Source organism: Actinomadura sp. KC216, assembly GCF_004348535.1.
Lineage (GTDB): Bacteria > Actinomycetota > Actinomycetes > Streptosporangiales > Streptosporangiaceae > Spirillospora.
This window is the reverse complement of sequence record NZ_SMJX01000513.1, coordinates 1-3,908: the sequence shown is the minus strand read 5'-3', so window position 1 is coordinate 3,908 and position 3,908 is coordinate 1. Positions and strand designations below refer to the sequence as shown.

Below are 3,908 nucleotides of genomic sequence, written 5' to 3'. Positions count from 1 at the left end.
GATGGATCCGCGGCCGGGGTGGTGTTGCGTCGCGGCCGAGAAATCTAAAAACAATGAAGATTGACATAGAAGCTCGGGGCGTGCTGGACTGAGCCCATGGACGATCATGCGCCCTCCCGGTACCACCTGGCCCAGTTCAACGTCGCCACCCTCCGGTTCCCGCTCGGCGACCCGCGCATGGCGGGCTTCGTCGCGCTCCTCGGACCCGTCAACGCGCTCGCCGACGCGACGCCCGGGTTCGTGTGGCGCCTGGTCGAGGAGGGGGAGCCGGACGCCACCGGCATGCGTCCCGCCGGCGAGGACGTGATCATCAACTTCTCGGTGTGGGAGTCGTCGGGGCCGCTGTGGGATTTCGTCTACCGCAGCGCGCACCTGGAGACGATGCGGCGGCGCCGGGAGTGGTTCCGGCGGCACATGGAGGCGCATCAGGTCCTGTGGTGGATCCCGGCGGGTCACGTCCCGACGGTGGAGGAGGCCATGGAGCGCCTCGCCCTGATCCGCGAGCACGGCCCGACGCCCCGCGCGTTCACCTTCAACTCGTCCTACACCGCCGAAGAGGCCGCGGAGGCGGAAGAAGCGGGGGAAGCGGAAGAAGCGGAAGAAGCCGAGGCCAGCCCCGCGGCGTGACGGTCAGGCGAGGAGGGCGGCGGTGTGGCGGCCGGCGGCGGCCGCGGTGAGGAAGTAGGCGAGGTCCTCGTCCAGCCTGCGGCCCATGGTGGACAGCCGGACGCCCCAGTCCTTCTCGGCGGCCCGCAGGACGTCCGCGAGGCCGTCGACGGCGACGGGCACGAGCCGGTGCCGGTCGCCGAGCGGGGCGGCGCCGGCGGCGACGCGGGCGCCGAACTCGCCGCCGAGCTCGGGGACGGGGATGTCGGCGGCGGCGAGCGCGACGCGCCCGTACGCGGTGAGGGAGTGGTGGGACACGCCGATGTGGCGTTCCCGCTTGTCGCCCTCGGAGACGCGCAGCGACCCGACGGGCCGTCCGCCGAGCACGGAGGCCGCGTTGACGGCCTCACCCGCCGTGACCCCGGAGAAACCCCACCTGGTGCCCGTCCCGAGGTTCCCGGGCCCCTGGGCGAGGACGGCTACGTCGGCGTCCAGGACGAGCCGGGCCGCGAGCAGCCCCGTGTGCACCGTGACGGTCTCCAGGTCGCCGCCGAACGCCTGCCCGGCGGTGACGGTCGCGGCGAGCGCGCCCGCGTCCTTCAGCCGCGCGATGGACATGGAGAACCACGACGGCAGCGCCCCGCCGTCCGGCATGACGTACACCACGCGCGTGGACGGCCGTTCGGCGAGGAGCGCGGCGAGGATCGGCGGGAGCGCGGAATGCAGGTCGGCGACGACGACGGGCATGCCGCCGATGGAGTCGGCGTCGCGGAGGACGGCGTGGTGGGGGGAGTCCTGCTCGTCGGCGCCGAGGACGGTGGCCTGCAGCGGCGTGTAGCGGGCCTTGACGAGGTGGCCCGGGCCGGACGGGTCGGGCGGGAGCCGGTCGGGGACCGCGACGACCATGGCGTAGCCGCCGGTGCCGAGGCCCATCGCCAGGGCCGTGGTGTTGAGCAGGACGGTGTCTCCCGCTTCGGGCCGCCCGACCAGGGCGGGGTAGGCGAGGGCGCGGCAGGTGCCGTCGTCCCCGATCGAGACGGTCAGCTCGACCGCCCCGGGCCACTCGCGCCGGATGCCCTCGACCGTGCCTTTGCGCCATCGGATCACAGCGCCCAACCGTAATGCAGACGGGACGCGCGCGGGCGGCTCCGCCGCCGGTCCGGGCGGCGGGGGAGCGGGTCCCGGGAGGATGTCCGGCAAGTCCTGCGATCTCCGGCTGACGGGCTGCCCAGGTCCGGTAGCGTGTCGGGCGGGGAAGGGGGTCGGTATGTCGCGGCGCAAGACCGAGCGTCTGCTCAACCTGGTGGTCTGCCTGCTCGCCACCCGGCGTTATCTGACGGCGGAGCAGATCCGGCGGGCGGTGCCCGGCTACCCGGACTCCGACGAGGCGTTCAAGCGGATGTTCGAGCGGGACAAGGAGGAGCTGCGCGAGCTCGGCGTCCCGCTGGAGGTCGGCAGCGACCAGCAGGGCGGCGGCGGTGAGGAGATCGGGTACCGGATCCCGCCGCAGGCCTACGAGCTGCCCGACCTCCACCTCACGCCCGACGAGGCGGCGGTGCTCGGCCTCGCGGCGCGGGTGTGGCAGCGGGCGAGCATGGCGGAGGCGGCGTCCGGGGCGCTGCTGAAGCTCCGCGCGGCCGGGGTGGAGACCGACGTGCCGACCGCGGTGGGGATCGAGCCGCGGGTCAACACCCACGACCCGGCGTTCCCGGCACTGTGGGAGGCGGTGCGGGACGGCCGCCCGGTCGCGTTCGACTACCAGGGCATCGGGCGGACGTCGGTGGCGCGGCGGCACCTGGAGCCGTGGGGCGTGGTGTCGCGGCGGGGCCGCTGGTACGTGGTCGGGTTCGACCGGGACCGCGACGAGCAGCGGGTGTTCCGGCTGAGCCGCATCGTCGGCGATGTGAAGGCCGACGGCGCGGCCGGGTCGGTGACCGTCCCGGACGGGGTGGACGTGCGGCGCATCGCGTTCGACTGGGGCGACCCGGTGAACGAGCCGCGCCCGGCGACGGTGCGGCTGCGGCGCGGCGCCGCGCAGGGCCCGCGGCGGTGGGCGCGCGACGTCCGCCCGGTGGAGGACGGCGCGGTGGGCGACGGGGAGTGGGACGAGGCCGTCCTGACGTTCCGTGACGTCGACCGGTTCGCGCCCTACCTGGTGCGGTTCGCCGACGACGTGGTGGTGCTCGACCCGCCGGACCTGCGGGAGGCGGTGATCCAGCACCTGAAGTCGGTGCTGGCGTCCGGCGGCCACCCGCCGGGCCCGCCCGGGGAGACGGATGGGACGGTGAACGGCCGATGACCGCGAAGACGACCGCGAAGTCCGCGGCGACGACGTCGACCGACCGGCTGGGGCGGCTGCTGGCGCTCGTCCCGTACGTGGTGAACCGCGACTCGGTCGCGCTCGGCGAGGCCGCCGCCGCGTTCGGGGTGACCGAGAAGCAGCTGATCGACGACCTGAACCTGCTGTGGTGCGTGGAGCTGCGCGCCCCCGACCCGTACTGCCCGATCGACCTGTCCTACGAGGGCGGGGAGATCACGGTGGCGGAGGCCGAGTCGATCGCGCGGCCGCTGCGGCTGAAGGTGGACGAGGCCGCGGCGCTGCTGGTGGCGCTGCGGATGCTCGCCGGGATCCCCGGACTGGACGACCGCGACGCGCTCAGCCGCGTGATCGCGAAGCTGGAGAGCGCGGCGGGCGCGGCGGCGGCCGTGTCCAGCCAGGTCTCGGTGGAGGTGGACGCCTACTCCGGGTCGTCCGACCCGGAGCGGACGGGCCTGGCGCTGCTGCGCGACGCGATCGCGCGGGGCCGCCGCGTGCACCTGACGTACTACGTCCCGGCGCGGGACGAGAACACCGAGCGGGACGTCGACCCGATGCGGCTGCTGGTGGTGGAGGGCAACACCTACCTGGAGGGGTGGTGCCGCCGGGCGGAGGCGGTGCGGCTGTTCAAGCTGGACCGCATCGCCGACCTCGCCGTGCTGGACGTGGCCGCGCAGGTCCCCGACGACGCCGAGCCGATCGACGTCGACGCGGGCCTGTTCCGCCCGTCCCCGCAGGACGAGGCGGTGACGCTGGAGCTGACGGCGCGGGGCCGGTGGGTCGCCGACTACTACCCGTGCGAGTCGGTCGAGGAGCTCGGGGAGGGGCGGCTGCGGGTGGTGCTGCGGACGCCCGACACCCGGTGGGTGCGGGGCCTGGCGCTGCGGCTCGGCGACCAGGGCCGGGTCGTGGCGCCCGAGCCGCTGGCGACCGGCGTCCGCGACGACGCGGTTCGCGCCCTCGCCCGTTACGGCCTGGCCTGAGC

At 74.7% G+C, this 3,908-nt stretch carries 4 protein-coding genes; 3 read left to right on the top strand and 1 reads right to left on the bottom strand.

Annotated features, from left to right (window positions below):
• The first annotated feature begins 96 nt into the window (after positions 1 to 96).
• Positions 97 to 627 carry a DUF3291 domain-containing protein gene (locus E1264_RS41220; RefSeq protein ID WP_132182793.1) on the top strand — a complete coding sequence of 177 codons (531 nt, stop codon included), beginning with the start codon at positions 97 to 99 and terminating at the stop codon, positions 625 to 627.
• 3 nt (positions 628 to 630) lie between these two features.
• Here the strand turns inward: E1264_RS41220 and E1264_RS41215 are convergent, their stop codons facing one another.
• A complete protein-coding gene (locus E1264_RS41215; protein WP_132182791.1) occupies positions 631 to 1,713 on the bottom strand; it encodes a DUF3866 family protein in 1,083 nt (360 codons plus the stop codon).
• Between the two features lie 160 nt (positions 1,714 to 1,873).
• Here E1264_RS41215 and E1264_RS41210 point away from each other — a divergent pair, with 160 nt between their 5' ends.
• Both E1264_RS41210 and E1264_RS41205 read left to right on the top strand, forming a co-directional pair.
• Positions 1,874 to 2,905 (top strand): WYL domain-containing protein, encoded by a 1,032-nt coding sequence (locus E1264_RS41210; RefSeq protein WP_132182789.1) that lies wholly within the window; start codon positions 1,874 to 1,876, stop codon positions 2,903 to 2,905.
• Positions 2,902 to 3,906 carry a WYL domain-containing protein gene (locus tag E1264_RS41205; RefSeq protein ID WP_132182787.1) on the top strand — a complete coding sequence of 335 codons (1,005 nt, stop codon included), beginning with the start codon at positions 2,902 to 2,904 and terminating at the stop codon, positions 3,904 to 3,906. The genes E1264_RS41210 and E1264_RS41205 overlap by 4 nt, the downstream gene beginning before the upstream one ends.
• Positions 3,907 to 3,908 lie beyond the last annotated feature (2 nt).

Excerpts from the sequence above, each read along its gene's own strand:
- E1264_RS41220 (WP_132182793.1), top strand. The coding sequence starts at position 97 with ATGGACGATCATGCGCCCTCCCGGTACCACCTGGCCCAGTTCAACGTC.
- E1264_RS41210 (WP_132182789.1), top strand. The coding sequence starts at position 1,874 with ATGTCGCGGCGCAAGACCGAGCGTCTGCTCAACCTGGTGGTCTGCCTG.
- E1264_RS41205 (WP_132182787.1), top strand. The coding sequence starts at position 2,902 with ATGACCGCGAAGACGACCGCGAAGTCCGCGGCGACGACGTCGACCGAC.